Origin of the sequence: Aeromicrobium phragmitis (assembly GCF_003674095.1) — a bacterium.
Classification (GTDB): domain Bacteria; phylum Actinomycetota; class Actinomycetes; order Propionibacteriales; family Nocardioidaceae; genus Aeromicrobium; species Aeromicrobium phragmitis.
The window spans coordinates 114,128-140,864 of sequence record NZ_RDBF01000011.1 but is presented as its reverse complement, the minus strand read 5'-3'; the positions used below and the strand labels follow the sequence as shown (position 1 = coordinate 140,864).

Genomic DNA, 26,737 nt, shown 5'->3' with positions numbered 1-26,737 from the left:
GCGTTGTGAACAAGGGCCGAAAAGTGTCGGTGGCCTTCTCTAGATTGGGAACATGATCGGGGAAACGAGCGACCAGCGACTCACCTTCATGGGTGACCTGCAGGCCGAGCGTGCCCGCACCGAACACCGGATCCGATGCTCGACTTCCTCGACGCCGAACGCGCTCGGATTGAGCGGGAGGTCGAGGCGCAGCAGCGCGACCTCGCGTTCGCGGCGGTACGGTCGGTGGTCGCCCAGGCGAACGGGTGGTCCGAGCATCAGGTCGCGAGCCGGATCCATGAGGCGCAGACCGCTCGGGCGAGATTGATGCCGCCCGCGTCTCGGCGATCGCGGCTTGCGCGTGGAAGCTCACCCGCGAACGGTCGATCGAGAAGCTGGATGCACGTTCTGTCGCCTATGCCGCGACGCACACGGTCAGCGAACTCCGTCGGTGGGTGAAGCGGTTCATCGCCCGGCACGAACCCGAAGAGACCGAGAAACGCTACGCCGAGATCGTCGCCGAACGCTCGGTCACGATCCACCATGATGAGGACGGGACCGGGAGCTTGTATGCCGAGAACCTGCCGTCCTACGTGCTCGCCGGGATCGACCGGCGGCTCGACCACGCCGCGAAATCACTGACCGAGGACGACCGGACGCTCGCCCAGCGTCGGGCCGACGTGTTCGTGGACGCGCTCGACCACATCGATCCGGACAACGAACCCGCCCGCGGCACGAATCTCGCGATCGGTGTCATGGTTCCTGCCTCGACCCTCGCCGGAGTCGATGATCAGCCGGCGATCAGCGCCGACCGCGACTGGATCCTCCCGGCCAATGTCCTGCGCGTCCTCGCCACCAGCGGCGACCCGTTCTGGTACCGGCTCTTCGTCGACGAACGCGACGACGTTCTCGCCGTCAGCTACCACGGCTATTCACCACCCGAACACCTCAAGAACGCCATCCGCTACCGCGACGGCACCTGCCGCTACCCCGGCTGTCTCAGAACGGTCGCGAAATGCGACCTCGACCACCGAGAACCCTGGCCCCACGGACAAACCTGCGCCGACAACCTCTGGGCCTTATGCAGACATCACCACAAACTCAAAACCTTCCGCCACGCCGAACCCGTACCCCACGACGACGGCTGGGCCTGGCACGTGGGAGAGACGATCCTGACCGAGTGAATCGCTCCCTCTTTGACCACGGCTGAGAAAGTTCCGAGAAATTTCTGCCCGGGCCCGTAACCCGCCTCGCCGCGCCTCGTTGGGCAGGGTGGGTACGGCGCCGATTTCCCTCCCTCCCAGCCGGACCCAAGCGCCCAGGTGGCGCGCAGGAGCCCGATCCGATCACTCCCTTCGGGTCGGGCTCTCTGCGCGCCATCTGGGCGCACTCACATCAGTGCCGTTGGCGCTCGAGGTCGCGGATCTCGCCGACGAGCTCTTCCAGGACGTCCTCGAGCATGATGACTCCGACCACCTCGCCCGACGCCTGATCGGCGACGCGCGCCATGTGCGATCCGCGCTTCTGCATCGTGCGCAGCGCGTCGAACAGCCCGGCCGACAGCGTCACCGTCGACAGCGGCCGCACCCACTTATCTGCGATGGGGACGCTGCGCATCTGCTCGTCGGTCTCGAGGACGTCCTTGATGTGCAGGTAGCCGGTCAGCTCGCCTGCGTCGTCGACCACCGGGAAGCGAGAGAACCCGGTCTCGGCGCAGGCCTTCTCCACCTCCACGGGCGTGGCCGCACGATCGATCGTCACGAGCGTGTCGCTGGGCAGGAGTACTTGATCGACGGTGCCCTCATGGAAGTCGAGGGCACCGGTGACCAGACCGTACTCGTCCTCGTCGAGCAACCCTTCGCGGCGCGACTCCTCCACCAGCCCGGCGACCTCGTCGTGCGTGAACGTCGACGCGACCTCGTCCTTCGGTTCGATACCGAGGACCCGCACCGCGTTGTTGGCGATGGCATTGAGGGCGATGACGACCGGCTTGAGGATCGCGATGACGCCGAGCATGAACGGACCGAGGATGAGTGAAGCACGGTCCGGCGCGGCGAGCGCGAGGTTCTTGGGAACCATCTCGCCGTAGACGACGTGCAGGAACACCACGAAGGCGAGCGCGATGGCGAACGAGATCGGGTGCACGAGTCCGTGCGGGACGTGGAGCGACTCGAAGATCGGCTCGAGAAGATGCGCGATCGCCGGTTCGCTGATGGCACCGAGGCCGAGTGAGCACATGGTGATACCCAGCTGCGCCGCGGCCATGGCGAGAGTGACGTTCTCCATCGCCTTGATCGCAAGCTTGGCTGAGCGCTTCCCCGATTGAGCGAGCGGCTCGATCTGCGTACGGCGGGCGGAGATGAGCGCGAACTCCGACGCCACGAACAGCGCGTTGAGGGCGAGGAGGACGAGCGTGAGGCCGACGGCGAACCAGTTGTTCATCGGTCCTCCTCGAGCCCGCCGATGGACTCCTCGACGGTCATCGAGACCCGGTCGATCCGGCGCCCCTCGACCCGCTCGACAGCCAGATGGACGATGAGCGGGACCAAGGTCTCCTCGTCGCTGTCGGGGGTGTGGTCGAGTCGCAGGACGATCTCGTCGCCGCGCTCGGCGAGCCGGCCGAGTCGTTCGAGCACGAGTCCGGCGATCGTCTCGGAGTCCTCGCTCTCGGGGAGCCCGATGCCTGTCTGCTCGTACACCTCGTCCGGGCGAAGCAGCCCGGACAAGGACCACGTGCCGTCGTGACGATGTCGGCTCCGGGCGGACAGCCGGTCGTGCTCGTCGGCGATGTCGCCGACGATCTCCTCGACGAGGTCCTCCAGCGTCACGACCCCGTCGGTGCCGCCATACTCGTCCACGACGATCGCCATCTGGTGCCCCTCGTCGCGCAGGAGGGTCAGCAACGGGTCGAGTTCGATGCTGTCGGGGACCGTCGCGGGCGGGTCGGCGATCTCCCCGATCCGTACGGAGCGGCGGCGGTCGACCGGCACGCTGACGGCCTGTTTGATGTGCACGATGCCGACGATGTCGTCCGGCGACTTGCCGATGACCGGGAAACGCGAATGACCGGTCTGCCGCGCCGCCTCGATGACGTCCAGCGCCGTGTCCCTCTCCTCGAGGAAGTGCACCCGGACTCGGGGCGTGCGGACGTCGGCGGCCGTGCGGTCGCCGAAGGCGATGCTGCGGGCGACGAGGTCCGCGGTCTCGTCATCGATCGCCCCCTGGTCGGCCGAGCGCAGCACGAGCGACCGCAGCTCTATCGGCGAGCGGGCCGAGCGCAGCTCCTCCTGGGGTTCCACGCCGAGCCACCGCAGGGTGTTGTTCGCCATGCCATTGAGGCCGCGGATCGGCCAGGCCATCGCCGTCGTGAACCAGCGCTGCGGCAGTTGCGTCAGCGCGGCCGTGCGGTATGGCAAGGACAGCGCGAAGTTCTTGGGGATCAGTTCGCCGACGAGCATCGTCACGATGGTGCTGACGAGCAGCGCGATGGCATAACTCGCAGCGCGCAACCCGCCGCCGGCGAGACCGAGAGAACTCAGCGGCTCGTGCAGCAGCCGCCCGATGGCGGGCTCGGCGAGATAGCCGATCGCGAGGTTGGTGATGGTGATGCCGAGTTGTGCGCCGCTGAGCTGCGTGGACAGCGTGCGCAACGCCTTGAGGGTGCCGGCGGCGGAGCGATCACCCTGCGTGGCGCGGCGGTCGACCGTGGCGCGGTCAACGGTGACGAACGAGAATTCTGCGGCAACGAACACGCCGCAGGCGATCATGAGGAGAAAGGACGCGGCCAGGAGTAGCCATTCAGTCACAGGGTGGTGTCCTCGGTCGGCGATGCACTAGAAGGCAACTGTACCCTTGCATTGCAGCATTTCTACCCTGGGGAGAACCGAACCGTGCCCATGTATCAGTACCAGTGCTCCGACTGCACCGAAGGTCTCGAGGTGCGCCAGAGCTTCTCCGACGCCGCCTTGACCGAGTGCCCGTCCTGCGGCGGCCGCCTGCGCAAGGTCTTCGGATCGGTGGGTGTCGTCTTCAAGGGCTCGGGTTTCTACCGCAACGACAGCCGGTCGGACTCCTCCACGTCGTCCAGCACCGGCTCCGCGACGTCCTCGACCTCGTCGTCGTCCTCGACCGCCAGCAGCTCGACGTCCGGCGACTCCCCGGCCGCCTGAGTCAGCGTCGCCGCGCCTGTGGATGACGGGCGCGGGGCGGCGGCGGATTCTCCTATCGTCGCGGCATGGAGCGACTGTCCCGCTTTCTCGCCGACCACCGTCGCGTTCTCGCCGCGGTTCTCGCCGGACTTGCGATGTTCGCCGCCCTCACCGCTCTGACCTCCGAACCCGACAGCCGGGTGGTCCTCGTGGCCGCTCGCGACCTGCCGAGCGGGCACGTGCTCGAGGACGCGGACGTCAGACCCGTCTCGATGCCCGAAGCCGTCGCCGTGGGCACCGTCGAGCAGCCGGTGGGCCGGATGTCCGCCGGCGCCATGCGGTCCGGTGAACCACTCACCGACCGTCGGGTCGTCGATCCGCGCGCGCTGCCCGACGGCCGGGTGCTCGCGTCGATCGCGGTTGAGCGGTCCGGTGCCGAGTTCGTCCGCCCGGGAGACACCGTCGACGTGCTGGCCGTACGTGATGCGCACGACGCTGCGGCGGAGCCGCTCGTCAGCGGTGCTGAGGTGCTCGTGGTGCAGGAGCGAGAAGGCACCGAGGTGACGACCCTCGGACTGGTGGTCGAGCCGGAGACCGCCCGGGCCGTCGCTGCAGCGGCCGCCACCTCACGCTTCGCCGTCACCCACGCGCTGTCCTCGTGACGCGCTCGTCATCGTCCTACAGTCGGAAGGACCATCGATTTCACAGGGGGCAGCATGCTCAAGGGCTTCAAGGACTTCTTGTTCCGTGGCAACATCGTCGACCTCGCCGTCGCGGTCGTCGTCGGCACGGCGTTCACCGCCCTGGTGGCGGCGTTCACGAGCGCCTTCATCAACCCGATCCTGGCGTCACTCGGCGGTGGTGACGCGCAAGGCCTCGGCTTCCGCATCGTCGACGGCAACGAGAACACGTTCGTCGACATCGGCGGGTTCATCAACGCCGTGATCACCTTCATCATCACGGCGGGAGTCGTCTACTTCGTCTTCGTCCTGCCGTCCAAGCGGCTTCTTGAGCGACTGCAGCGCGGGGAGGAGCCGGAGCCCGAGGGGCCGACCGAGGACATCTTGCTGCTGCGCGAGATCCGCGACGCGCTGGCGGAAGGTCCTCAGTCTCGGCCGTAGTGCGGCGGACGGTCGCCCAGGATGTCCGCGTCTCGCGAGCCCTGAGCACGGTGGTCGCCGGGGTCCCGCTCATCGCTCGTGGTGTCCGGCAGCAGGTCACCGAGCAGGGCGGCAGCACGGCGCTGCCGGGCGCGCCGGGCGGCGCGGTCGTCATCAGTCATCGGTCGGGAACCACTCCACGGTGAGTTCGGGGCGGCGCGGCTTCCAGCCGGTCCGCTCGGCGAACAGTTCGGAACTCACGCGCTGCGATCGGGTGAGCAGTTCCATCTTGTCACCCCCGAGGTCGACGACCCAGTCGGCGAGGAAGTCGCCGCGTTCACGCCCCACCGCCGAGGCGACGTGGTCCGCGTACTCCTGCCGGGTCAGCGGGGCGGCTCCCACGTTGTAGTGACCGCTGGGCGCCGTCATCGCGCTGACGACCGACGTACCGATGTCGTCGGGATGGATCGCATGCATCCATCCGTCGGGCTCCCCGAGTGCGAACGGCCGCCGCTTCCGGGCCCGCCGCATCGTGTAGCGGGTGTTGCGGTCGTCGCCGACGATCAGCCCGTACCGCAGACAGACGGCGGTGCCGCCCACGTCCTCGATGCGACGGGCATGCTCCTCGGCGACGACGAGCGCCTCGGTCACGTGGGTGACGTCCACGGGCGTCGTCTCGTCGATCCACTCGTCGCCACGGTCCTGGTAGATGAAGCTCAGACTCTGCTGGACGAAGCGCTGGACGCCGACCTCCGCCGCTGCCTCGACGACGACGCCGGCACCTTCGAAGCGCAGCCGGTTGACCGCGGTCAACGAACCGGGCCGGTAGGCGTTGGCCCCGATCGGGATCCGAGTAGCGAAGTTGATGACCGCGGCGCAGCCGGCCATCCCTTCGCGCAGTGAGGCGGGATCGAACACGTCGCCGTAGAACGGGGTGGCGCCGTGGGCTTCGACGATGGCAGCGGCGCCGGCTCGCCGCACCAGACCGACGACCTCATGCCCGGCTCCCACGAGCTCCGTCATGGCAGCACGGCCCATGACGCCGTTGCTGCCGGTCAGAAACACCCTCACGTGGCTCCTCCCGCGGGCGTGCGCCGTTGCACACCGCTGGTGGCCACCCTAGACGTGCACGGACCCGCGGTGCCAGATGTACGGACGCGAGCGTCCGCAGCTCACTGCACGAGGGGCACGACGTCCGCGATGGAGTCGAGCACGCGGGTGGGGCGGAACGGGAAGCGCTCGACCTCGCCGGGGCTCGTCGAGCCGGTGAGCACGAGAATCGTGCGCATGCCGGCCTCGAGTCCGGACAGCACGTCGGTGTCCATCCGGTCGCCGACCATGACCGTGGTCTCCGAGTGCGCTTCGATCTGGTTGAGGGCGCTGCGCATCATGAGCGGGTTGGGCTTGCCGATGAAGTAGGGCTCGACTCCGGTCGCGCGGGTGATGAGCGCGGCGACGGAGCCGGTCGCGGGCAGCGGGCCGGTCGGCGACGGGCCGGTGACGTCGGGGTTGGTGGCGATGAAGCGCGCACCCTGACCGATCAGCTGAATGGCGCGGGTGATGGCCTCGAACGAGTAGGTGCGGGTCTCGCCGAGGACGACGTAGTCGGGGTCGCGCGAGGTCATGGTGTAGCCGGCCTCGTAGAGCGCTTGGGTCAGCCCGGACTCGCCGATGACGTAGGCGGTACCGCCGGGCCGCTGTTCGCTGAGGAACTTGGCGGTGGCGAGCGCCGACGTCCAGATCGCGCCCTCGGGCACGTCGATGCCGCCGACGAGCAGCCGAGCGCGCAGATCCCGTGGCGTGTAGATCGAGTTGTTCGTCAGGACGATGAACTTGCGGCCGGTCTCTCGCAGCGCGGCGATGAACTCCGCGGCACCGGGCAACGCCTTCTCCTCGTGGACGAGCACGCCGTCCATATCCGTGAGCCAATTCTCGACCGGTTTGTCCATGGGTCCATTGTCACCCGGATTCGGCCCCCGACAGACCGAAGAAGTCCACCATGAGCGCTGTGATGTTGATCGAACCGCTCGCGCGACCGAGTCCGGGAGCGGCGGCACCACCCGGCCACTGGTGCCCTCCCCCGTCGATCACGTAGAACGCGATCCGGGAGTCGTCGGCGCAGCCGTCCCATGCGGTGAGCCGGACGTCGGCGGCAACCTGCTCCTCGCGCGCAGATCCGCAGGCGTTGTGCGCGGCCCACTGCTGCAGCACCTGGTCGGCCGGCGCCACACGTTGGATGACGGTGTCGCCCCCTTCGAAGGGCACGGTCGGGTCGGCGGTTCCGTGCGCGTAGATGATCGAGGCGGCAGGCGCCTCGGCACACCGATCGGGGAGGTAGCCGGCCGCGGCGACCGAGCCGTACGCAGCGAAATCGACGCCGCCGAAGCACGCCGCGGCGAAGGTCATGGCCGAGCCGTTGGAGAAGCCGGTGAGGTACTGGCGGTCGGTGTCGCCGCACCAGGTCGCGGCGACGTGCTCGGTGAGCTGACGCAAGTAGTCGAAGTCGGAGCCAGCGACCTCGGGACCCGTGGTGAAATCCCAGCGCGGAAGGGAGCCGAGCGCTTGCGGCGCGACCGTGATGAACCCGTGTGCCTCGCCGTACTCGGGAAATCCCGTGTACGCCATGCTGCTGGTGGCCTCGCCACCGAGACCGTGGATGAAGTAGACCACGGGCAACCGCTCACCGGTGAACCCGTCCGGCACGTCGATGACGAATTGCCGCTGCGCTCCGGCGATGTCCAACGTGTGCGCGGACGTCCCGGTGGCCGGGACCCGGCAGCCGCCGCTGCGGTGCCCGGGGCTCTCCGCCGACGGCGCCGCCGACGGCGTGGGAGCAGGAGATGGCTCTTCGACGCATCCGGACGTCACGAGCACCAGCCCAACGGCCATGAGGATTCGCCGGAGCATGCGCACGAGTGTGCCACCCGACTCCGAAGGTCGCTGACGGGAAGGCGCCGAGTCGTGGGAGGATGATGGATGCCCGCCCCCGTAGCTCAGGGGATAGAGCAACGCTCTCCTAAAGCGTGTGTCGGAGGTTCGAATCCTCCCGGGGGCACCAGCGCGATGACCGCGGCGCGGCCTGGCGCAGCCTCTCAGGCACCCTGCGCGCGCAGGTAACTGACGACCACCTGGTGGAGTTCGCGCCCAAGCGCTTCTCGGGTGCCGTTCGTTGCCTCGCAAATGAGGGGCATCATGGCTCGGACGAGCTGGATGGTGACGGTCGCGATGCGCCCCGTGTCCTCGGGCGGACGGTCAGCCAACAGACCGGCGACCAGCGCCGCAACGCGCTCGTGAATGGACGCGTGGACCGGCTGCACGGCCGCGCGCAGACCAGCTGGCATATCGGTGCGGGCGAACAGTGCTTTGAATCCCGGGTGCTCGATGTTGAACGCGATCAGCTGGGTGAGCAAACCGTCGACGAGTTCATCGAGATCGGCCGTCGCTGCCGGTGACGGAGCGAAGGTCTCTGCCGCGAGCCCGCGCAACTGCTCGGCGTAGTGCGTGGCGAGGGCCCTCGCGATCTCGTCTTTGTTGCCGAAGAACTGGTACAGCGACCCCGGGGAGATGCCCGCCTGCGCTGCGATGGCGTTCGTCGTAGCGGCGTCGTAGCCCCGCTCGGCGAAGATCGCTGCCGCCGCATGGAGAATCTGCTGGATCCGCTGTTGACCGCGGGCCTGACGGCGCGGCGTCTCGCTGCCCACCGTTGAGACCTCCTAGACAATGCGAGCATCTACTCGTATTTTGAATGCGAGCGACTGCTCGTAAATCTACCAGGAGGTCGAACGTGCTGGGTGCGATGGTGACGCGGTTTCCGCGGTGGATTGTGGCGACGTCGCTCGCCATGTTCGTGGCGCTGGGGGTTGTGGCCGCTGGCGCCATCGACGCGCTCGCGCTGAACCGCTACGAGGCTCCCGGCTCGGAGTCGGTCGACGCCCGCGACCTCATGGGCGAGCGTTTCGGCACCTCGAGCCCGAACATCGCGATACTGGTGACCGCGAGCGACGGCACGGTCGACGACAGCCGCGTCGCGCAGGTCGGAGCGCAACTGACCCGCGAGCTGTCCTCCTTCCCGGGGATCGGCGATGCCTGGTCGTATTGGAGTCCGGGGGCCCCGGCCACGCTGGCCAGCGAGGACGGCCGGCATGCGCTCGTGCTCGCCTGGGCTCCCGGGGATGCCGACGTTGTGCGCGGTGAGATCTTGCCGGGTATCGAAAGCGAGATCATCGAGGTCATCGACGACCCGGCGGCCGAGGTGCAACTCGGGGGCGGCGACGAGATCTTCCGGGTCGTCGCCGAACAGGCACGAACCGATTTTCTGCGCGCTGAGATCATCATCCTTCCCGTCGTCGCGTTGCTGCTGTGGGCGGTGTACCGGCGGCTCGCACCCGCGCTGGTCACCCTCGGTATCGGACTGTTCTCCGTCGTCGGAACCCTCGCGATCCTGCGCGGCGTGACCGCTTTCACCGAAGTGAGCACCTTCGCCTCCAACATCGCGCTGGTCATGGGAATCGGCCTGGGAGTGGACTACGGCTTGTTCGTCGTATATCGCTTCCGCGAGGAACTTGTGCACGGACACGCGGTTACCGAGGCGGTCCGACGAACGGTCAGCGGGGCCGGCCGCACCGTGGTCTTCAGCGGAGTCACCGTGGCGGCCTCGCTTGCCGTGCTGTTCGTGTTTCCGTTCCCGTTCCTGTCCTCCTTCGCCTACGCCGGCATCGCCGTCGTTCTCACGGCGGTGGTCGGCGCCCTGGTCATCCTCCCGGCCGCGTTGATGTTGCTCGGCCACCGCGCCGCGCGGAGCCGGGCGGGTGGTTCGGAGGAAGAGCGGTTCTGGTTCCGCGCGGTGAACCGGGTGATGCGACGACCGGTCGCGTTCGGCAGCGCGGGCCTCGTCGTGCTGATAGCGCTCGGCGCTCCGGCGCTCGGCATCAATTTCGGGTCACCCGACGATCGAGTGCTTCCCGCCGGACAACCGATCCGCGACATGTACGACACCGTCCGGGCAGACTTCGTGACCGAGGAAGCCGACGCCCTCTACGTGGTGACCGAGGAGGCCGCGATCGACGACGTGGCCGACTACGTCGCGACGCTCTCGCAGGTCCCCGGCGTATTGCGAGTCGACACGGCGACGGGCAGCTACAGCGACGGTGCCCGCCGCGGGCCGGCGGGACCGGACGGCCCGGATCGGTTCACCGACGGGCAGGCGCACTGGCTCGCCGTGGTGCCCACGGCGGAACGACTCGGCGAGGACCCGATCGGGCTGGTGTCTGACATCCGCTCCGTGGACGCGCCGTTCGACGTCCGCGTGGGCGGCTACCCCGCCGAATTGACCGACTACCGCAATGGCGTCGTCGAGCGCCTCCCGCTGGTCGCGGCGCTCATCCTGATCGTCACGTTCGTCGTGCTGTTCCTCATGACTGGAAGCGTCGTCGCCCCGATCAAGGCCTCACTCCTCAACCTGCTGTCGCTGTCGGTGATGTTCGGCGTGTTGGCGTGGGGCTTCCAGGACGGCGGCCTCGCTCCCCTCCTGGGCTTCACCGCGACGGGTGCCATCGAGCCGAGCATCCCGCTGCTGATGTTCTGTATCGCCTACGGGCTCTCGATGGACTACGAGGTGTTCCTGCTGTCGCGCATCAAGGACGACTACGACCGCACCGGTGATCCGATCGGCTCGATTCCTCGCGGCATCGCGCGATCGGCCTCCCTGGTGACCGCGGCAGCGTTGATTCTCGCCGTGTCGTTCGCCGTCTACGCGACCAGCGAGGTGGCGTTCCTCCAGCAACTCGGCATCGGCATGGCCCTTGCCGTACTCGTGGACGCGACGGTGATCCGCGGCCTGCTGCTGCCGGCGTCGATGCGTCTCGCCGGCGCGGCCAACTGGTGGGCGCCTGGGCCGCTGCGCCGGTTGCACCGGCGGATCGGTCTCAGCGAGTCGGCTGCTGAGCCTCCCGTTGCAGTTCCGGCCACGGCATCAGTGGGCTAGGGTCAGCAGCCGCGATTCGGCTGGCCTGCCGCGCAAGGTCGTCGTGCTGTGCGCGGACCAGAATCTGGCCTCGCTCTCCCCTGCCGCGACGATGGCGGCTTCGTCGGCGAGCACACCAGACTCCGTCGTCTTCGCGAGATCGGTGATGCGGGAGGCGGCGTTGACCGCGTCGCCGATGACGGTGTACTCGAACCGCGTCTCGTGCCCGACGTAGCCGGCCACCACGCGACCCGTCGCCACACCAACACCGAACCCGATCTCGGGGACCTCCTCGTGGAGTCGCTCGGCCATCCGGCGGGCGGCGGCGAGCGCGAGAGCAGCGTGGCCATCGCGCGACACCGGGGCCCCGAAGATGGCGAGCACGGCGTCGCCCATGAACTTGTTGACGAGGCCGTGATGGGCGTCGACCTCCTGCACGACGACGCCGAAGAACCGGTTCAGGACGTCGACCACCTCGCTAGGGTCGCGGTCGGCGGCGAACCGCGTCGAGCCGGTGAGATCGATGAACAGCACCGATGCCTCACCGGCTTTACCGCCCAGCTCGATCTCGGCCAGCGCCGCGTCGGCCACCTCGCGGCCCACGTGCCGGCCGAACACGTCGCGCAGTCGCTCGCGTTCGCGCAGCCCCTGCGCCATCTCGTTGAACCCGACCTGCAGCGAACCGAGTTCGGTGCCGTCGTAGACCGGGATCTCCATGCCGTAGTCGCCGTCCTGCACGAGCCGCAGCGCGTCGCGCACCGTCCGGATCGGCGCGACGACCGCGCGCGCGTTGAGCCACGTGACGAAGAAGCCGAACACCAGCACGACCGTGCCGATGACGAACACCGCCGCGGTCAGCGTGGCGGTGTCCACGTCCTCCACGACGAGCGACAGCAGTGCGACGACCAGGAGCCCGAAGACCGGCACTCCGGTGCCGAGGATCCAGAACACGAGCATCCGCGAGGCCACACCGAGCCGGGCCTGTGTCGCCTCGCCGCTGGCCAACGCGCGCGCCGCGACCGGGCGCAACGCGAACTCGCTGAACAAGTACGCGATCGCCGACACGACGAACGTGGCGATGGCGACCGTGAAACCGGTCGTCATCGCCCGCTCCGGCTGGATGACCACGGCCAGGAGCGTGAACAACACCGTGCCGCCGAGCCACAGCACCGCTTGCATGAGCGTGAGCTCCCACGGCGCCCGCAACGCGCGCTGGCGGTCGCGCGGACTGGCCGGCTCGTCGCGGATCGCCCAGCGCAGCGCCCGCAAGGTGCGCAGCGTGCCCCAGGCGATTCCGCCGAGGATCGCCATCGAGATGTAGACCGGCGCGGCGATGGCGATCGCGACGACGGTCCCCCGCGTCGCGGCCGGCCCGGGGATGACCAGCGTCGACAACACCACGACGATCGCGGCACCGATGAGGTTGGTGACGACGAGGAGCGTGGTGAGCAGCAACTGGACGCGGACCCGCAGCTGCCGCGGTGACTGATCGGGCGGACCGAGCAGTCGGGACCCGAAGGTGCGGGCCTCGGCTCGTCCCATGCACGTCTCCTCTGCCGATAGCGGTGTGTTGTGGATGATTGTCCACGTTCGGGCCAGTCCCACGACGGCAAACTCCGATTTACCCTACGGTGGGTCCGAACGGACCGAAAGGAATCCACCATGGCGAAGAAGCCCGATCCCGACGTCGTGCGGAGCCTCAACGAGCTCACCGACTTCGACGATGCCACCGTCAAGGCGCTGGCCACGGTCGGACAGCCCGTCCATATCCCCGCCAATTGGGCGATGATCTTCGAGCACACCCCGGCCGACAAGGCGTACATCCTGCTCTCGGGGACGGTCGAGATCCGCAAGGACGGCCAGCCGCTGGCCACCCTGAACCCTGGCGACGTCGTGGGCGAGATCGCCCTCGTCACCGGCCGCCTGCGCAGCGCCACGGTGGTCACGACCACCGATGTCGAGGCGTTGCACTTCACTGCCGAGGCCTTCGAGGACCTGGCGGCCCACAACCCGCAGTTCGCCACGGCCCTGCACGACGCGGCGGTACACCGCATCGCCCAGAACTAGCTCACGCTGTCGGTGAGTCGCTTGAGGTCGTCGGCGAACCGGCGCAGCTCCGAGAGCTCCCAGCCACTGAGCGCACGTTGCATCCGAGCCCGGCCCGAGGGACCGATGGCGGCGAGTCGCTCACGTCCGTGGTCGGTCAAGCTCAGAATCCGGGAGCGGCGGTCGGTTTCGCAGGCGGCGACGGCGGCCAGCCCGAGCTCCACGAGCTGACGGATCTGTCGGCTCGTGGAGCTCGGGTCCACTTCGAGAAACTCCGAGATCTGCCCGGCACTCATCTCGCCATGGCGTTCGAGGAGCCGCAGGATGCGCAGTCCGAACGGCTGCAAAGCTGGGTCGACCTGGCTGGCCGCGTCGCGGATCATCACCCGGAACCGCGTCGCGAGCTCGCCCATCGCGTCCTCGACGGCCACGATCGCACTCGCCACCTCGGGCTCGGCCTCCTCGAGCGGGTCGGGCATCGCCGTCATGACCTCATTGTGGCGGGTACCGATTCGTCATCGGAGTCCTCCCCCATGGTCCGTGCGGTCGGCTCGGTGCCGGTGGGATCCTCCATACCTGCTGCTCCCGCTGCCACGGGCTCGGCCTGCTCCCGGGCTTGCACGGCGGTCAGCGTGCCGAGGTCCTGGCGCGGAAGCAGCGCGACCGCGATGACCGTGATCAGCGTGAGCGGGACGGTCAGCAGGAACAGGTGACCGATCGACGCCCCGTACGCGTGCTCGACGATCGTCGCGATCGACGGCGGAAGATCGGCGATCTTGGGCACCGATCCGCCCGACAGCGCCTGCGCGGCTTGCGCCTGCTGTTCCGGCGCGAGCGTCGCCAGTCCGTCCGCGATGCGGCCCTTGACCTGGAGCGCCAGCACCGAGCCGAGCACCGAGACTCCCGCGGTACCACCGATCGTGCGGAAGAAGGTCACCGCACTGGTCGCGGCGCCGAGATTCTCCACTGCGATCGAGTTCTGCACCACCAGCACGAGGTTCTGCATCAGCATGCCGAGGCCAGCGCCCAGCACGAGCATCGCGACCGAGACGTACCACATCGGGCTGTCGCCGTCGAGCATGCCGAGCATCGCCGAGCCGACCACGGCGGTGAGCGATCCGGCCACCATGACCGGCTTCCAGTGCCCCGTCCGGCTGATGAACTGCCCGAAGAACGTGGACGACGTCAGCAGTCCGGCCATCATCGGGATGGTCAGCAGACCCGATTCGGTCGGCGTCGCGCCGCGGGCCAGCTGCATGTACTGCGCGAGGAACACCGCGGTGCCGAACATCGACACGCCCACCGCGAGGCTGGCGATCACCGCGAGGGTGAACGTGCGGTCGCGGAACATCGTCAGTGGCACCATCGGGTTCTGCGCGCGCAGCTCCGTCATCACCGCCGCGACGAGCAGGAGGACCGAGCCGCCCACCATGCTGACGGTCTCCACCGAGGCCCAGCCGAACTGCTGATCGACGAGGCTGACCCAGATGAGCAGGAGGGAGACGCCGGACGTGATGAGCACGGCGCCGAGGTAGTCGATCTTCGGCTTCGGGCGGTCGTGCGTGGGCAGGTGCAGCGTCAGCTGGAGCATGACGAGCGCCGCGATCGCGACGGGCATCGCGACGAAGAAGTTCCAGCGCCAGCCGAAGGCATCGGTGATCACCCCGCCGAGGAGCGGCCCGCCGACCGAGCCGACGGCCATGACGGCCCCGAACAGGCCCGCGTACCGGCCGCGCTCACGCGGCGAGATGATGTCGGCGAGGATGATCTGGCTCAGGGCGGCCAGACCGCCGGCGCCGAGTCCCTGCACCGCGCGGGCGGCGATGAGGAAGTCGGTGTTCTGTGAGAACCCGGCCGCGGCCGAGCCGAGCACGAAGACGGTGAGCGCGAGCTGGATCAGCAGCTTGCGGTTGAAGATGTCCGCGAGCTTGCCCCAGACCGGCGTCGAGACCGCCATCGCGAGCATCGTCGCCGTCACCACCCACGTGTACGACGACTGGGATCCCCCGAGGTCCGCGATGATCAGCGGCAGCGACGTGGAGACCACGGTGCCCGCCAGGATCGACACGAACATGCCCATCAGCAGGCCCGACAGAGCCCGCAGTACTTCTCGATGCGTCATGGATGGCGCGGTCGTCTCCGCCATGAACACCTCTTTCTTGACTAAGATCAATTATTGACAGATGTCAACTTTACGCCCTGTCGGGTCCCTCCGACAAGGCGAGGAAGCAGTGACGTAGCGCTCAGTGCACGAGCTTGAGGCCCACGATGCAGCCGATCAGCCCGAGGATCAGCAACAGTCGGGCGAGCGAGATCGGCTCCGTGCCGGTCGCCATCGCGTACGCGACCGTCAGACTCGCTCCGATTCCGACCCAGACCGCGTATGCGGTGCCCGTCGGCAATTCCCGCATGGCCCAGGCGAGGCCGACCATGCTGGCGACGACGGAGATACCGAAGACGACGGTCGGCCCGAGCTTGGTGAAGCCCTCGCTCTTGCCGAGAGCCGTGGCCCACACGGCCTCGAGGACACCCGAGACGACCAGCACGATCCAGGACATCAGCTGTCGGCCATCATGTCGTCGACCAGCCGGCGCACCTCGGTGCCGTACAACTCGATGCAGCGCAGCAACTGCTCGTGCGGCATCGGCCCGTTGGCGTACTTGAGGTCGAACCGCCCGGCGCCCAGGGCCTTCGCGTTCTTGACGATCTTGCGGGCCACCGTCTCCGGCGACCCGACGTACAGCGCGCCTTCAGGGCTCGCGTCACGCTCGAACTGCAGTCGCGTCGTCGGCCCCCACCCGCGCTCGCGGCCGATCCGGTCGCGTTGCTCCTGGAAGTGCGGGAAGAGCTCGTCACGGGCCTGCTCGTCGGTCGCGGCGACATAGCCCGGTGAGTGCATCCCGACCGGCAGCGGGTCGATTCCGTCGGCCGCCAGCAACTCCCGGTAGTACTGGGCGAACGGCACGAACTGCGCGGGCGGCCCACCGATGATCGCGAGCATGAGCGGGAGTCGGTAGTGCGCCGCTCGTACGACCGACTGCGGACTGCCGCCCACGCCGATCCAGGTCGTCAGCCGTCCGGACTCGGTGGCGGGATGCACCGTGACGTTCTCCAAGGGCGGCCTGGTCGTGCCGCTCCAGGTGACGGGACGCTCGGTGAGCAGTTGCGCGAACAGATCGAGTTTCTCGGTGAACAAGACCTCGTAGTCGGCGAGATCGTAGCCGAAGAGCGCGAACGATTCCGTGAACGAGCCGCGTCCGAGAATCACCTCCGCGCGGCCGTGCGAGAGCGCGTCGAGAGTCGAGAACCGCTCGAACACCCGGATCGGGTCGTCGGAGCTGAGCACCGTCACCGCCGAGCCCAGCCGGATCCGCTCAGTGCGTCCGGCGATCGTCGCGAGCACGACGTCGGGGGCGGTGATGGCGAAGTCGTCGCGATGATGTTCGCCCAAGCCGATGAAGTCGAGACCGACCTGGTCGGCCAGCACGGCCTGGTCGACGACCTCGCGCAGCACCTCGGCATGACGGCGCATCGTGCCGCCCGGCCCGGTGGAGATGTCGCCGAAGGTGTCCAGACCCAGCTCGATAGTCACACGACGAGCCTACGTGCGCCGTGGACCGTAGGGTCAAAGCGTGAGCACCAGCACGACCGCGCCACGACTCCGGCTCCTCGATGGCACGCGCTTCATCGCCGCGTTGGGCATCCTGCTCTACCACTATACGGCCCGTTATCCTAGTCAGATCGAGGACTTCGGCTGGTTCTCGCACGTTGCGACGTACGGGGCTCTGCTCGTCTACTCCTTCTTCATCATCAGCGGTTTCGTCATCTTGATGACGACGTGGGGGCGCGACCTTCCGTCCTACATCGCTTCGCGCGTAGGTCGTCTCTACCCGGCGTACTGGGCGGCGGTCCTCATCGCGGGCTTCATCGTGCTCGTCCTGCGGCCCTCGTTTCCCGGCGAGCCCTGGCGGGACATCGGTTGGGAGGACTGGGCGCTCAACTTCACCATGCTGCAGCAGGCTTTCGAGGCCAAGAACCTCGACGGGGTGTACTGGACGCTCTATGTGGAGTTGAAGTTCTACCTGCTCATCGGCATCTTCCTGCTCATCGGCATCACCCGCGAGCGGGTACTGGCCTTCGCCCTGCTGTGGCCGCTGCTCGGCGCATGGGCGAAGTCAAGCGACAGCGCGCTTCTCGTGGAACTGCTGATGCCGAACCAGGCTCCGCTGTTCGCCTTCGGCATGGTGCTCTACCTGGTCCATCGCGAACGCGGGTTCCGCGTCGACACCGCCCTCGCCCTGGGCATGAACGTGGCCTTCATCGCCTATCGCAGCGCGGAGGCCTTCACCCCCTTCATGGACCGAACCGACGAGATCACGCCCCACCGTGGCCTGGTCACCGTCGTCATCTTGGCCACCGCCTTCGCGATGTGGGCGTTCAGTTGCACCCGGCTGCAGTACGTCCGCTGGGGCTGGCTCACGACGGCCGGCGCTCTCACCTATCCCCTGTACCTGGTCCACGAGCGGCTCGGGTGGTACGTCATCGAACTCCTGCGCGATCACGGCTGGGCCGCCTGGCCGGCGGTGGGCGGAGCCGTCGTCGTCGTGGCGATCGCGACCGTCGCGCTGTACCGCTGGGTCGATAAGCCGTTCAGTGGGCACTTCCGCCGTGTGATCGAGCGGCAGCTGCGCCGGGAGGTCGCGCCGCGCTCGAAGGGGGCTTGATCAGGTGGTGCGCTTACGCAGGGTATCGGCGTCGATGCCGGGCTGGACGCGCGTTCGTCACGGGCGCGGGTTCCGCTATCTCGACGAACAGGGCGCGCCGTTAGCGGCCATCGACATCGAGCGCTGCAAGAAGCTCGTGATCCCGCCGGCGTGGAAGGAGGTCTGGATCTGCCCAATCGAGAACGGGCACCTCCAGGCCGTCGGAACCGACGAGTCGGGACGGCGCCAGTACCTGTACCACCCGGCATGGCGCGAACATCGCGACCGCCAGAAGTTCCAGGCGATGGAGGACTTCGCCGACGCCCTGGTGCGGCGTCGGCCCGTGGTGCGGCGGCACCTTTCGACCGACGACCTCGGGCTCCGCCACGCGCAGGCCACCGCCTTCGCGCTGCTGGACCTCGGCGTCTTCCGGATCGGCTCGGACCGGTACACCGAGGAGTACGGCAGCTTCGGGTTGACGACCGTGCTGCGCGACCACGTTCGTCGCCGCCGCGAGGGGATCGTCTTCACGTACACCGGAAAGTCGGGTCAGGAGGTCAACGTGACGGTGTCGGACTCGCGCATCACCGGGGCGGTCGAGCCGATGCTGCGACGGCGGACTGGAGGCGATCAGCTGCTCGCCTGGCGCGATCGCGCAGGATGGCACCCGGTGGCCCCCGAGGACGTCAACGCCTACATCAAGGAGGTGTTGCAGGGCGACTTCACCGCCAAGGACTTTCGCACGTGGCGGGGCACCGTGATCGCCGCCCTGGCCCTCGCCCACGGCGACGCCAGGACCAAGACCGCACGCAAGCGGGCGGTGACCGCGGCGATGCGCGAAGTGGCTGAACACCTGGGCAACACGCCCGCGGTCGCGCGGTCGTCGTACGTCGATCCGCGCGTGGTCGACCTCTTCGAGCACGGCATCACGGTCTCGGCCGAGCATCGCATGCCGGAGCCGGGTCAGTCGGTCGCGCCCTCCTTGGAGCGCGAGGTGCTGGGCATCTTGGACGCCGGACCGTAACGGTACTTCCAGATGCTGTAGCCGAGCAGGAACCAGGCGATCGCGGCCGAACCCCACAGGGCGATCGCGGTCGCCGGGCTGTCGGCCGGCAACGTCGGCCCGAAGTCGAGGCCGAAGACCTCGAACTCCGGAATGGTGAGGTCGGACCACCAGACGACGCCGACCGCGAAGATGCACGCCGCGCCGAGGGCGCTGAGGACGATACGCGGCCACGTCGCGACGCCGTAGCGCGCCGCTTCGATGGCCTTCTCGTGCAGTGGATCGAGGATGCGCCGTGCCCAGTGGTAGTGCCGGGCGAGCAGCGCGATGCCGCCGACCATGCCGAGCAGCCCGGGACCGGGAAGCACCAACATGAACAGGCCGAGGACGACGAGCGTCCAACCCAGCAGTTCGCTGCCGGTCCGGTCGAACCACCCGAGCAGCCTCGATCCCCGCGCCATGACGACAGCATGCCAGGTGATTCTTAACGTCGGCGAAGAGAAGGCCTCCGGTTGTCACATTTCGGCGAGCCGTGTCGTCAAGGGGGTGAGGCGGCCAGCGGGGCCGCTCGACCGAAGGAGTGGCCATGACCTTGCCCATCGCACCTCTCGCGCCCGCCGATGCCGGCCCGCTGACCCGGCTGGCCTACCGCGTAATGAAGCGGCGCTTCGGTGCGGTCGCCGAACCGTTCGCCGTCGCAGCGCACCACCCGCCGCTGATGCGGCTGTCCATCGCCCACGAGCTGGGGCTCGAGCGCGCCAGCCGGGGCGCTCCGACCGCGCTGTACCAACTCGCGGTCTATCGCGCCGCCTGGACGATCGGGTGTTCGTGGTGCGTCGACTTCGGCGCCATGCTGCAGCGGCTCGACGGCCTGGACGTGGAGCGGCTGCAGCGGATCGACGAGTACGAGACGGCCGAGGAGTTCAGCGACGACGAGCGCCTGGTGCAGCGCCTGACCGACGCCATGTCCGCGACGCCGGCGGGCGACGCGACCGATCTGGTCGCCGAACTCGTGGACCGGATCGGGCGGGAGGCGACACTCACGCTCGTCTACCAGATCGCACACGAGAACCACCGGGCCCGGATGAACCACGCCCTCGGCATCACCGACCAGGGGTTCTCCTCCGGGGCGGCGTGTCGGGTGCCGTGGGAGACCACTGCTCGAGCCTGACGCCCCCGAGCTTGTCCGGGTTGGCGATGTCGTAGGTGGCGACGACCCGGCCCTCGGTCACGGTGAACGCGGTGACCCGGGCCGGGAACCGGCCGTCGGTACCCGGCGTGACGAGGCCGAGCCGGCCGTTGACCTGCTCGAGACGAAGGTGCGCGAGGCGCTCGGGGCCGTACAGCCGGACGAGACCGAGGAGGAAGCGCGCCACGTGGGCGGCCCCGCGGATCGGGCGTCCTGCCGTCGGCGTGCGGCCGTTCGAGTCGCCGTAAGCCACGATGTCCGGGTGGAGCGCCGCGACGACGGCCTCGAGGTCGCCCTCGAGGACGGCGTGCATGAGACGCTCGACCGCCTCCGCGTGCTCGCCGGGGGACACCGGCGGTGGTGCGGGCGTGACCGCCTTGCGCGCGCGGACGGCCAGTTGCCGGGCATGCGCGGGCGAGACCCCCAGCACCTCCGCGACCTGGGCGAACGGGACTTCGAAGGCGTCGTGGAGGACCAGGGCGACCCGCTGTGCCGGCGCCAGCGTCTCGAGGACGACGAGGGCGGCATAGCGCAGTTCGTCGTCGCGGACGACGACGTCGAGCGGGTCGGCGGCGGTGGCGTCGCGCTCACGGACGACGGGCTCGGGCAGCCACGTGCCGACATAGTGCTCGCGGCGCGCGGCCGCCGAGGTGAGGCGATCGAGGCAGATGCGGCTCACGACCGTGGTGAGCCAGGCCGCGGGATCGCGGACGTCCTCGGTCCGCTCGAACCGCAGCCAGGACTCCTGGACCGCGTCCTCCGCGTCGGTGATGCTGCCGGTGAGCCGGTACGCCAACGCCAGCAGCCGCGGCCGTTCCCGCTCGAAGAGGCTCACATCGAGACGAACAAGTGCGCTGCGGCGTCGCGATCGATCTCGGCGGTCTCGCCCTGGCGGGCGACGACGACGCCGTCGTGACCGTAGGACGCGAGGATGTCGTTGCCGGGGAGCGCGCCGACGCGACGCAGCACCGACATGACCTCGGTGTCCTTCTGCAGCTCCTCGGCGATACGGCGCACCACCAGCCGGGTCGGCTCCGCCGAGCCGGTGACCGCTTTGCTGAGCGGCTGGACGCCGTCGAGGAAGCCGGCCGGCGGGACTACCTGACCGAGTTCGTCGAGACCGGGGATCGGGTTGCCGTAGGGCGACTCGGTGGGATGCTCGAGCAGCTCGATGAGCCGGCGCTCGACCTGCTCGGAGATCACGTGCTCCCAGCGGCAGGCTTCGTCGTGGACGTACTCGATCTCCAGGCCGATGACGTCGGTGAGCAACCGCTCGGCGAGCCGATGCTTGCGCATGACCCGGATCGCCAGCGCGCGGCCCTTCTCGGACAGTTCCAGGTGGCGGTCGCCCTCGACGGTCAGCAGACCGTCGCGCTCCATGCGGGCGACCGTCTGGCTCACCGTCGGCCCGCTCTGGTGCAAGCGCTCGGCGATGCGGGCGCGCAGCGGGACGATGCCCTCTTCCTCGAGCTCGAAGATGGTGCGCAGGTACATCTCGGTGGTATCGATGAGGTCGCTCACGCGCTCCATTGTTCCATGCCCGCGGGAGTGGATGTTTCGATGTGCGAACACCCGCGTGAGCCGACACGATGAGGTGCGGCGACCCACCGCCACGCGACCGCTACGGTGGCCCCATGGTGACCATCGCGCAGCAGTTCAACGGGCCGCCGACGACCGGTAACGGCGGATACGTGAGCGGCTTGGTGGCCGCCGCCCTCGACCACGAAGGACCGGTCTCGGCGATGCTGCGCACACCCCCGCCGCTCGAGACACCGCTGACCTGGGAGCAGGACGACGAGGAAGTGCGCCTGCTGACCCACGGTGGCGCCGTGGTCGGCATCGCGAAAACCGGCACCTTCGAACGCGAGGCACCGGCCTTCGTCGATGCCGACGGCGTGGAAGCCGGCCTCAAGGCGTATCCGGGGTTTCACCACCACCCGTTCGACCGATGCTTCACGTGCGGCACCCTGCGTGAGCCCGGCGACGGACTGCGCATCTTCTCCGGGCCCGTCGGCGACGGCACGACCGCGGCGCCCTGGGACGCACACGACGCGTTCGCCGACGAGGACGGCCGCATCGGCGCGCCGGTCGCCTGGGCCGCGCTCGACTGCCCGGGCGGATGGGCCGCCGACTTCTCGCGGCAGCCGATGCTGCTCGGCACGATGACCGCGGAGGTCTATCGGTTCCCGGAGCCGGGCCAGCGGTACCACGCCATCGGGCAGCTCGACCGCCAGGACCGCCGCAAGTTCTTCACCGCGACCGCGCTCTACACCCCCGAGGGCGAGCTCGTCGGCCGAGCCGAGCAGGTCTGGATCCAGATCAACGGATAGCCGGTCACGGCGCGAGGCGGTCGCGCAGCCAGCGGTCGCCGTCGAGACGGAAGCGGATCCGGTCGTGGAAACGATTGCGCCGACCCTGCCAGAACTCGAACGTGTCGATGACGATGCGATACCCGCCCCAGTGCTCGGGCCGCTGGTCGCCGGCCCCGCGCTCCTGCGCCTTCGCCCACAGCCGCTCGAGCTCCGACCGGCCTGCCACCGGCTGGGACTGCGGCGAGGCGGCCGCGCTGATCCGGCCGCCTTCGGGACGTGCCATGAAGTAGGCGTCCGACTCGAGCGGATCGGCCTTCGTCACGACGCCCTCGAACCGCACCTGACGCTGCAGCGGGTGCCACGGCATGACGACGGCGGCACGGGGGTTCTCCGCAAGCTCGCGACCCTTGCGCGACTCGTAGTTCGTGTAGAACATCGCCCCGCGATCATCCAGGCCCTTGAGCAGGACCGTGCGCACTGACGGGCGGCCGTCCGCGGTGGCCGTGGCGAGCACCATCGCGTTCGGCTCGTGCAGGCCCGAGGTCATCGCATCGACCATCCACCGGTCGAACAGGCGATAGGGGTCGTCGCCCGCTTCCTCCTCGCTCAGCCCGCCGGCTTCGTACTCGTGACGCATCGCCGCGAGGTCGTTGGAGTCCATGCAGACACGGTATCCGCGGCAGTGCAGAATGCAGGCATGACTGAAGTGCATCACGGACTAGAGGGCGTCGTCGCGTTCGAGAGCGAGATCGCGGAGCCCGACAAGGAAGGGTCGGCGCTTCGGTACCGCGGCGTCGACATCGACGACCTCGTCGGCCGCGTGCCGTTCGAGAAGATCTGGGGTCTGCTGGTCGACGGCCGCTACGAGCCCGGGCTCCCGCCCGCGGAACCGTTCCCGATCCCGGTGCACTCCGGTGACATCCGGGCCGACGTGCAGAGCGCGATCGCGCTGACCGCTCCCCAGTGGGGCATGGGTCAGCTCTACGACATCAGCGACGAGCAGGCCCGCGACGACCTCGCCCGGACCGCCGTCATGGTGCTCTCGTACGTGGCCCAGGCCGCGCGCGGTGTGGGCCAGCCGATGGTGCCGCAGTCGGAGATCGACAAGTGCGAGACCATCACCGAGCGCTTCCTCACCCGCTGGCGCGGTGAGGTCAACCCCGACCACGCCAAGGCCATCGACGCCTACTGGGTCTCCGCGGCCGAGCACGGGATGAACGCCTCGACCTTCACCGCACGGGTCATCGCCTCGACCGGCGCCGACGCTGCCGCCGCGCTGTCCGGAGCCGTGGGCGCGATGTCCGGACCGCTGCACGGTGGCGCCCCCTCGCGGGTGCTCGGCATGATCGAGGAGGTCGAGAAGTCCGGGGACGCCCGCGCGTACGTCAAACAACTGCTCGACAGCGGCCAGCGGCTCATGGGCTTCGGCCACCGGGTCTATCGCGCCGAGGATCCCCGGGCCCGCACCTTGCGCCGAACGGCCAAGGAACTCAGCGCCCCGCGTGCGGAGGTGGCCGAGGCGCTCGAGCAAGCCGCCCTCGCCGAGCTGCGCGAGCGCCGACCGGACCGAGTGCTCGAGACCAACGTCGAGTTCTGGGCCGCGATCGTCCTGGACTTCGCGCAGATTCCGCCGCACATGTTCACCGCGATGTTCACCTCGGCTCGCACCGCGGGGTGGAGTGCGCACATCCTGGAGCAGAAGCGCACCGGCCGCCTCATCCGCCCGTCCTCGGCGTACGTCGGTCCCAAGGAGCGTCGCGCCGACGAGGTGGAGGGCTGGAACCCCGCCTGGGCGACCGCCTGAGCAGTACCGCAGACAAACCAAAGGCCCGGCCATCCCCCCGAGATGGCCGGGCCTTCGTCCACGTGATGAACAGACTATCCCGACTAGTCCTTTGTGACTAGTCCTGAATCGAATCGTCCGTATCCTGAGACCCATGAGAGTGCTGGCACGGCTATCGCTGTTCGCGGCGACTGCCGCGCTGCTGCTCGGATGCGTCGCCGAAGAGCAGGATCGGACGCCCGAACCGCCCGAACACCGGATTCCGGTCAGCATCGCGACCTCGCTGAGCCGGCCCGCACTCGACCTCGACGTGGAGCAGGCCGAGGCCCTGGTCGCGGGCGACATCGACTCCTGGGCCGCACTCACGGGCCAGGACGAACCCCTGCGCGTGGTCCGCGCGGACGACGCACCGGATGAAGCGATCGCGGCGGTGCTCGCGGACGACGCCGCCATCGCCCTGCTGCCCGCGGACCGCACGAGGCCCACCGTTCGCCCGGCGACCGTCGGCGGTCTCGATCCGCTCGACGACGACTACCCGTTGACGACGTCGAGCGATCGACCGCTCGACGCCCACGCGCGAGTGCTGATCGGCGGTGACGTGATGCTCGGCCGACGCGTCGGTGCCAATCTCGCGCAGCGCGGTGATCTGTCCGCCGTGTGGTCCGGCATCGGGGATCTCCTCGCGGCGGCCGACGCGACCTTCGTCAACCTGGAGTCCACGCTCTCGACGGCGGGCCCACCGCAGCAGGGGTCGGACTCGTTCGGCGCCGACCCCGGCGTGCTCAGCGGCATGCGGGACGCCGGTATCGACGTCGTCGGGTTGGCCAACAATCACGTGGGCGACTACGGGACCGAGCCCATGCTCACGACCTTCCGGCTCTTGCGCGACGCCGGATTCGCCGTGGTGGGGGCGGGGGAAGACCTCGCCAGCGCGCGAGAGCCGGCGATCGTGGACGCCGCCGACGTGCGCATCGGCTTCTACGCCACCGACTCCATCGGCGAGACCCCGGCCGCGAGTCCCGATTCGCCGGGCACCAACCGGATCGACGCGCCACCGCGCACCGGCCCGACGATCGATCAAACGGCCCTGCAACGCGCCCGCGACGACATCACCACGCTGGCCACTCAGGTCGACCTCGTGATCGTGGTCCCCCACTGGGGCACTCAGTACACGAACGTCCCCGAGCCGAGCCAGCGCGAGATGGCGCGCGCCTTCACCGACGCCGGCGCCGACGCCGTCGTCGGCGGGCATCCGCACTGGGTGCAGGGGTGGGAGCAGCACGAGGATGCCACGGTGGTGCACTCGCTGGGCAACCTCGTCTTCGACATGGACTTCATGCGCGAGACGCAGGAGGGCATCCTCGTCGAGGTCCTCGCCACCCGCGATCAGGTGCTCGGCGTGCGGCCGCTCCCCTATGTCATCGACGAGAGTTTCACGCCGCGGCCGGTCGAGGGAGAGCGGGCCGCGGTCATCCTCGAGCTGGCCCGGCAGGCGAGTTCGCCACCGTTCGACGGCGGCCTACCGTGACGCGTCGAGCAGCCACGCCCGCATGATGGTCCCGGTGCGCCCGAGGTGTCCGGGATCGATGACGTCGACCGTGTCGCCGGGCGAGTGGTACCCGGCGTAGGGGATGGAACCGAGCCGGGCAGCAGGAACCCCCGCCTTGTCGAACGACCAATGGTCACTGGTGGTGTTACCGCCGCAGACGGTGTGCGGCACGCCCGCCGCTGCCGCGGCGGCGGCGAGCTGATCACGGACGGCGACGGTGCCCGCCGGGGAGTCGCCCGAGCAGATCGGTACCTCGGGTCCGGGCACGCCGACCCGGTCGAGCGCCACCATCGCGCGGATCGCCGCGCGACTCGCGTCGTCGAGCGCGGCGACGTACTGCTGGGAACCGAAGTGGTGGAGCGCGTCGCCGGGCCCTCGCGGCTCCTCCGCGCCGAAGGCGACGAAGCGCACGGGGATCTCGGTCTCGGCGACGATCCGGGCGAGTTCGAGCATGACCGCCACGCCCGAGGCGTTGTCCTCGGCTCCGGGCGCGACCGGAATGGTGTCCAGGTGCGCGCCGACGACGACGTGCGGCTCCGACGCCACGGCACCGGGCCGGGCGGCCACGACGTTCGGCGAGTTGCCGGCCGGCACGTCGACGCCCCACGTGGTGCCCGCGGGAGCCATGACGTCCTGCCGGGTCACGGTGTAGCCGAATTCGGTCAACCGCCGCTGCACCCAGTCCGCGGCTTCGGCGTATGCCGGGGAGGTGCCGTGGCGGGGACCGATCGTCTCGGCGAGGTGACGCACGTCCGCCATGACCCACTCGATCTCGAACTCCGGGGGCGCAGGCGGTGTCGTGGGAGCCGGCGACGAGGTGCTCGCCTCGGGACTCGGCCCGCCATCGGGACTCGTCCCCGTGCAGCCCGCGAGCACGAGCAGGCCGAACAACAGCCCCGGTAGCAGTCGCGTCATGGTGTCCCCTATGAGTCCCCGTGGCACGAGCCCACCACATCGCTGGGC

The 26,737-nt window shown here is 69.0% G+C and carries 29 protein-coding genes and 1 tRNA gene; 13 read left to right on the top strand and 17 right to left on the bottom strand.

Translation table 11 applies throughout. The annotated features are described in order from the left end of the window. The first annotated feature begins 302 nt into the window (after positions 1-302). On the top strand, positions 303-1,163 hold the full coding sequence (locus tag D9V41_RS13585; protein WP_279432351.1) for an HNH endonuclease signature motif containing protein: 861 nt from the start codon (positions 303-305) through the stop codon (positions 1,161-1,163). A gap of 211 nt (positions 1,164-1,374) precedes the next feature. Here the strand turns inward: D9V41_RS13585 and D9V41_RS13580 are convergent, their stop codons facing one another. Further along, entirely contained in the window at positions 1,375-2,421 is a 1,047-nt protein-coding gene (locus D9V41_RS13580; protein ID WP_121795113.1) for a hemolysin family protein, read from the bottom strand. Next, on the bottom strand, positions 2,418-3,785 hold the full coding sequence (locus D9V41_RS13575) for a hemolysin family protein (protein ID WP_121795112.1): 1,368 nt from the start codon (positions 3,783-3,785) through the stop codon (positions 2,418-2,420). The genes D9V41_RS13580 and D9V41_RS13575 overlap by 4 nt, the downstream gene beginning before the upstream one ends. 84 nt (positions 3,786-3,869) lie before the next feature. Between D9V41_RS13575 and D9V41_RS13570 the strand changes: the two genes are divergently transcribed. The 3 genes from D9V41_RS13570 (at position 3,870) to mscL (ending at position 5,248) form a co-directional block, all read left to right on the top strand. Then, on the top strand, positions 3,870-4,148 hold the full coding sequence (locus D9V41_RS13570) for an FmdB family zinc ribbon protein (protein ID WP_121795111.1): 279 nt from the start codon (positions 3,870-3,872) through the stop codon (positions 4,146-4,148). Positions 4,149-4,213: 65 nt separating this feature from the next. Next, positions 4,214-4,789 carry an SAF domain-containing protein gene (locus D9V41_RS13565; RefSeq protein WP_121795110.1) on the top strand — a complete coding sequence of 192 codons (576 nt, stop codon included), beginning with the start codon at positions 4,214-4,216 and terminating at the stop codon, positions 4,787-4,789. Between the two features lie 54 nt (positions 4,790-4,843). Further along, complete coding sequence (gene mscL / locus D9V41_RS13560) at positions 4,844-5,248, top strand: large conductance mechanosensitive channel protein MscL (RefSeq protein ID WP_121795109.1); 405 nt, start codon at positions 4,844-4,846, stop codon at positions 5,246-5,248. On the opposite strand, the gene D9V41_RS17865 is transcribed toward mscL, so the two are convergent. The 4 genes from D9V41_RS17865 to D9V41_RS13545 form a co-directional block, all read right to left on the bottom strand. Further along, complete coding sequence (locus D9V41_RS17865) at positions 5,233-5,409, bottom strand: hypothetical protein (RefSeq protein WP_166376047.1); 177 nt, start codon at positions 5,407-5,409, stop codon at positions 5,233-5,235. The two genes, mscL and D9V41_RS17865, sit on opposite strands and share 16 nt — an antisense overlap. Further along, on the bottom strand, positions 5,402-6,298 hold the full coding sequence (locus D9V41_RS13555; RefSeq protein ID WP_133434191.1) for an NAD-dependent epimerase/dehydratase family protein: 897 nt from the start codon (positions 6,296-6,298) through the stop codon (positions 5,402-5,404). Before D9V41_RS13555 ends, D9V41_RS17865 begins: the two co-directional genes overlap by 8 nt. Positions 6,299-6,399: 101 nt before the next feature. Further along, the gene (locus D9V41_RS13550; RefSeq protein ID WP_121795107.1) at positions 6,400-7,176 is read right to left on the bottom strand and encodes an HAD-IIA family hydrolase; all 777 of its coding nucleotides are present in this window, start codon (positions 7,174-7,176) and stop codon (positions 6,400-6,402) included. Between the two features lie 10 nt (positions 7,177-7,186). Beyond that, positions 7,187-8,134 (bottom strand): CE1 family esterase, encoded by a 948-nt coding sequence (locus D9V41_RS13545; RefSeq protein WP_121795106.1) that lies wholly within the window; start codon positions 8,132-8,134, stop codon positions 7,187-7,189. Between the two features lie 75 nt (positions 8,135-8,209). Here D9V41_RS13545 and D9V41_RS13540 point away from each other — a divergent pair. Continuing rightward, positions 8,210-8,285 (top strand) — tRNA-Arg (locus D9V41_RS13540). A 34-nt stretch (positions 8,286-8,319) separates the two neighbouring features. On the opposite strand, the gene D9V41_RS13535 is transcribed toward D9V41_RS13540, so the two are convergent. Further along, positions 8,320-8,928 carry a TetR/AcrR family transcriptional regulator gene (locus tag D9V41_RS13535; RefSeq protein ID WP_121795105.1) on the bottom strand — a complete coding sequence of 203 codons (609 nt, stop codon included), beginning with the start codon at positions 8,926-8,928 and terminating at the stop codon, positions 8,320-8,322. An 83-nt stretch (positions 8,929-9,011) separates the two neighbouring features. Between D9V41_RS13535 and D9V41_RS13530 the strand changes: the two genes are divergently transcribed. Beyond that, complete coding sequence (locus D9V41_RS13530) at positions 9,012-11,210, top strand: MMPL family transporter (protein ID WP_208006862.1); 2,199 nt, start codon at positions 9,012-9,014, stop codon at positions 11,208-11,210. On the opposite strand, the gene D9V41_RS13525 is transcribed toward D9V41_RS13530, so the two are convergent. Further along, a complete protein-coding gene (locus D9V41_RS13525) occupies positions 11,199-12,731 on the bottom strand; it encodes an adenylate/guanylate cyclase domain-containing protein (protein ID WP_121795103.1) in 1,533 nt (510 codons plus the stop codon). The genes D9V41_RS13530 and D9V41_RS13525 overlap by 12 nt on opposite strands. 120 nt (positions 12,732-12,851) lie before the next feature. Here D9V41_RS13525 and D9V41_RS13520 point away from each other — a divergent pair, with 120 nt between their 5' ends. Beyond that, the gene (locus D9V41_RS13520) at positions 12,852-13,256 is read left to right on the top strand and encodes a Crp/Fnr family transcriptional regulator (RefSeq protein WP_121795102.1); all 405 of its coding nucleotides are present in this window, start codon (positions 12,852-12,854) and stop codon (positions 13,254-13,256) included. On the opposite strand, the gene D9V41_RS13515 is transcribed toward D9V41_RS13520, so the two are convergent. The 4 genes from D9V41_RS13515 to D9V41_RS13500 form a co-directional block, all read right to left on the bottom strand. Next, complete coding sequence (locus D9V41_RS13515) at positions 13,253-13,723, bottom strand: MarR family winged helix-turn-helix transcriptional regulator (protein WP_121795101.1); 471 nt, start codon at positions 13,721-13,723, stop codon at positions 13,253-13,255. The two genes, D9V41_RS13520 and D9V41_RS13515, sit on opposite strands and share 4 nt — an antisense overlap. Continuing rightward, complete coding sequence (locus tag D9V41_RS13510) at positions 13,720-15,381, bottom strand: MDR family MFS transporter (RefSeq protein ID WP_208006861.1); 1,662 nt, start codon at positions 15,379-15,381, stop codon at positions 13,720-13,722. Before D9V41_RS13510 ends, D9V41_RS13515 begins: the two co-directional genes overlap by 4 nt. A 97-nt stretch (positions 15,382-15,478) precedes the next feature. Further along, complete coding sequence (locus D9V41_RS13505; protein WP_121795100.1) at positions 15,479-15,793, bottom strand: DMT family transporter; 315 nt, start codon at positions 15,791-15,793, stop codon at positions 15,479-15,481. Continuing rightward, positions 15,793-16,827: an LLM class flavin-dependent oxidoreductase gene (locus D9V41_RS13500; protein ID WP_166376046.1), complete on the bottom strand. Its 1,035-nt coding sequence runs from the start codon at positions 16,825-16,827 to the stop codon at positions 15,793-15,795. Before D9V41_RS13500 ends, D9V41_RS13505 begins: the two co-directional genes overlap by 1 nt. A 40-nt stretch (positions 16,828-16,867) precedes the next feature. Here D9V41_RS13500 and D9V41_RS13495 point away from each other — a divergent pair, with 40 nt between their 5' ends. Beyond that, positions 16,868-17,959: an acyltransferase family protein gene (locus D9V41_RS13495; RefSeq protein WP_121795099.1), complete on the top strand. Its 1,092-nt coding sequence runs from the start codon at positions 16,868-16,870 to the stop codon at positions 17,957-17,959. A gap of 34 nt (positions 17,960-17,993) precedes the next feature. Next, entirely contained in the window at positions 17,994-18,962 is a 969-nt protein-coding gene (locus tag D9V41_RS13490) for a DNA topoisomerase IB (protein ID WP_121795098.1), read from the top strand. Here D9V41_RS13490 and D9V41_RS13485 read toward each other — a convergent pair. Beyond that, positions 18,902-19,402 carry a PGPGW domain-containing protein gene (locus tag D9V41_RS13485; RefSeq protein WP_121795097.1) on the bottom strand — a complete coding sequence of 167 codons (501 nt, stop codon included), beginning with the start codon at positions 19,400-19,402 and terminating at the stop codon, positions 18,902-18,904. The genes D9V41_RS13490 and D9V41_RS13485 overlap by 61 nt on opposite strands. 125 nt (positions 19,403-19,527) lie before the next feature. Between D9V41_RS13485 and D9V41_RS13480 the strand changes: the two genes are divergently transcribed. Beyond that, complete coding sequence (locus D9V41_RS13480) at positions 19,528-20,112, top strand: carboxymuconolactone decarboxylase family protein (RefSeq protein ID WP_121795096.1); 585 nt, start codon at positions 19,528-19,530, stop codon at positions 20,110-20,112. Here D9V41_RS13480 and D9V41_RS13475 read toward each other — a convergent pair. Together D9V41_RS13475 and D9V41_RS13470 are read right to left on the bottom strand one after the other, a co-directional pair. Continuing rightward, on the bottom strand, positions 20,045-20,965 hold the full coding sequence (locus tag D9V41_RS13475; RefSeq protein WP_121795095.1) for a sigma-70 family RNA polymerase sigma factor: 921 nt from the start codon (positions 20,963-20,965) through the stop codon (positions 20,045-20,047). The genes D9V41_RS13480 and D9V41_RS13475 overlap by 68 nt on opposite strands. Continuing rightward, a complete protein-coding gene (locus D9V41_RS13470; RefSeq protein WP_121795127.1) occupies positions 20,962-21,651 on the bottom strand; it encodes an iron-dependent transcriptional repressor DtxR in 690 nt (229 codons plus the stop codon). Before D9V41_RS13470 ends, D9V41_RS13475 begins: the two co-directional genes overlap by 4 nt. Before the next feature lie 113 nt (positions 21,652-21,764). On the opposite strand from D9V41_RS13470, the gene D9V41_RS13465 reads away from it, so the two are divergent. Beyond that, positions 21,765-22,460 carry a hypothetical protein gene (locus D9V41_RS13465; protein ID WP_121795094.1) on the top strand — a complete coding sequence of 232 codons (696 nt, stop codon included), beginning with the start codon at positions 21,765-21,767 and terminating at the stop codon, positions 22,458-22,460. 4 nt (positions 22,461-22,464) lie between these two features. Here the strand turns inward: D9V41_RS13465 and pdxH are convergent, their stop codons facing one another. Beyond that, on the bottom strand, positions 22,465-23,103 hold the full coding sequence (gene pdxH / locus D9V41_RS13460; protein ID WP_121795093.1) for a pyridoxamine 5'-phosphate oxidase: 639 nt from the start codon (positions 23,101-23,103) through the stop codon (positions 22,465-22,467). A 36-nt stretch (positions 23,104-23,139) separates the two neighbouring features. Here pdxH and D9V41_RS13455 point away from each other — a divergent pair, with 36 nt between their 5' ends. Together D9V41_RS13455 and D9V41_RS13450 are read left to right on the top strand one after the other, a co-directional pair. Then, complete coding sequence (locus tag D9V41_RS13455; protein ID WP_121795126.1) at positions 23,140-24,246, top strand: citrate synthase 2; 1,107 nt, start codon at positions 23,140-23,142, stop codon at positions 24,244-24,246. A 133-nt stretch (positions 24,247-24,379) separates the two neighbouring features. Beyond that, positions 24,380-25,753, top strand: coding sequence for a CapA family protein (locus D9V41_RS13450; RefSeq protein WP_133434190.1), 1,374 nt, complete (start codon positions 24,380-24,382; stop codon positions 25,751-25,753). Here the strand turns inward: D9V41_RS13450 and D9V41_RS13445 are convergent. After that, positions 25,745-26,689 (bottom strand): M28 family metallopeptidase, encoded by a 945-nt coding sequence (locus D9V41_RS13445; RefSeq protein ID WP_121795091.1) that lies wholly within the window; start codon positions 26,687-26,689, stop codon positions 25,745-25,747. The two genes, D9V41_RS13450 and D9V41_RS13445, sit on opposite strands and share 9 nt — an antisense overlap. Positions 26,690-26,737 lie beyond the last annotated feature (48 nt).

Excerpts from the sequence above, each read along its gene's own strand:
- D9V41_RS13580 (WP_121795113.1), bottom strand. The coding sequence starts at position 2,421 with ATGAACAACTGGTTCGCCGTCGGCCTCACGCTCGTCCTCCTCGCCCTC.
- D9V41_RS13565 (WP_121795110.1), top strand. The coding sequence starts at position 4,214 with ATGGAGCGACTGTCCCGCTTTCTCGCCGACCACCGTCGCGTTCTCGCC.
- mscL (WP_121795109.1), top strand. The coding sequence starts at position 4,844 with ATGCTCAAGGGCTTCAAGGACTTCTTGTTCCGTGGCAACATCGTCGAC.
- D9V41_RS17865 (WP_166376047.1), bottom strand. The coding sequence starts at position 5,409 with ATGACTGATGACGACCGCGCCGCCCGGCGCGCCCGGCAGCGCCGTGCT.
- D9V41_RS13550 (WP_121795107.1), bottom strand. The coding sequence starts at position 7,176 with ATGGACAAACCGGTCGAGAATTGGCTCACGGATATGGACGGCGTGCTC.
- D9V41_RS13545 (WP_121795106.1), bottom strand. The coding sequence starts at position 8,134 with ATGCTCCGGCGAATCCTCATGGCCGTTGGGCTGGTGCTCGTGACGTCC.
- D9V41_RS13525 (WP_121795103.1), bottom strand. The coding sequence starts at position 12,731 with ATGGGACGAGCCGAGGCCCGCACCTTCGGGTCCCGACTGCTCGGTCCG.
- D9V41_RS13520 (WP_121795102.1), top strand. The coding sequence starts at position 12,852 with ATGGCGAAGAAGCCCGATCCCGACGTCGTGCGGAGCCTCAACGAGCTC.
- D9V41_RS13515 (WP_121795101.1), bottom strand. The coding sequence starts at position 13,723 with ATGACGGCGATGCCCGACCCGCTCGAGGAGGCCGAGCCCGAGGTGGCG.
- D9V41_RS13510 (WP_208006861.1), bottom strand. The coding sequence starts at position 15,381 with ATGGCGGAGACGACCGCGCCATCCATGACGCATCGAGAAGTACTGCGG.
- D9V41_RS13505 (WP_121795100.1), bottom strand. The coding sequence starts at position 15,793 with ATGTCCTGGATCGTGCTGGTCGTCTCGGGTGTCCTCGAGGCCGTGTGG.
- D9V41_RS13490 (WP_121795098.1), top strand. The coding sequence starts at position 17,994 with ATGCCGGGCTGGACGCGCGTTCGTCACGGGCGCGGGTTCCGCTATCTC.
- D9V41_RS13485 (WP_121795097.1), bottom strand. The coding sequence starts at position 19,402 with ATGGCGCGGGGATCGAGGCTGCTCGGGTGGTTCGACCGGACCGGCAGC.
- D9V41_RS13480 (WP_121795096.1), top strand. The coding sequence starts at position 19,528 with ATGACCTTGCCCATCGCACCTCTCGCGCCCGCCGATGCCGGCCCGCTG.
- D9V41_RS13465 (WP_121795094.1), top strand. The coding sequence starts at position 21,765 with ATGGTGACCATCGCGCAGCAGTTCAACGGGCCGCCGACGACCGGTAAC.
- pdxH (WP_121795093.1), bottom strand. The coding sequence starts at position 23,103 with ATGGACTCCAACGACCTCGCGGCGATGCGTCACGAGTACGAAGCCGGC.
- D9V41_RS13455 (WP_121795126.1), top strand. The coding sequence starts at position 23,140 with ATGACTGAAGTGCATCACGGACTAGAGGGCGTCGTCGCGTTCGAGAGC.
- D9V41_RS13450 (WP_133434190.1), top strand. The coding sequence starts at position 24,380 with ATGAGAGTGCTGGCACGGCTATCGCTGTTCGCGGCGACTGCCGCGCTG.
- D9V41_RS13445 (WP_121795091.1), bottom strand. The coding sequence starts at position 26,689 with ATGACGCGACTGCTACCGGGGCTGTTGTTCGGCCTGCTCGTGCTCGCG.